The sequence below is a fragment of the Pseudomonas sp. GD04015 genome (assembly GCF_029837675.1).
In the GTDB taxonomy this organism is placed as follows: domain Bacteria; phylum Pseudomonadota; class Gammaproteobacteria; order Pseudomonadales; family Pseudomonadaceae; genus Aquipseudomonas; species Aquipseudomonas paralcaligenes.
The window spans coordinates 1-521 of sequence record NZ_JAOEEE010000070.1; the positions used below are offsets into that span (position 1 = coordinate 1).

The 521-nt window shown below is 66.8% G+C and carries 1 pseudogene; it reads left to right on the forward strand.

Features of this window, described 5'->3' with window-relative positions:
* Positions 1-521, forward strand: a pseudogene (locus tag N7640_RS25510) (RHS repeat protein); the annotation flags it as partial.

Genomic DNA, 521 nt, shown 5'->3' on the forward strand with positions numbered 1-521 from the left:
GCTGATTGGCAGCCAGCATGGTGAACATAATCAACGCTACCGCTTCGACCCAGCGGGTAACCGCCTGGAGCGGGACCCGACGCCTAAAAAGCCGCCCCAGGCGAGCGACTGGTCGCAGCTGGTCCACGCCAACCTGGACAACCCCGACTTCGACCTGCTGGGCGAAGGCCAAACCATCCCCGTCGGCCCGCAGCACAGCTGGCCGAGCAACCGCATCACCGAACTGGACGGCACCTGCTACCGCTACGACCCGGCCGGCAACCTGATCGAACGCAAAAGCCAAGACGGCCAGATCCTGACCCTGGCCTACGACGGTGCCCACCGCCTCAGCCACCTACGGAGAAAAGACCCGAACGGCGAGGCCCTGGAAGCCCGCTACCAATACGACGGCCTGTCGCGGCGCATCCTCAAGCAGGTCCGGCAGAAGGGCCAGGAAACCACCACCTGGTACGGCTGGGACGGCGACCGCCAGTGCGCCGAAGCCACGGACGCGCGCCTGCGCACCACCGTGCACGAACCCC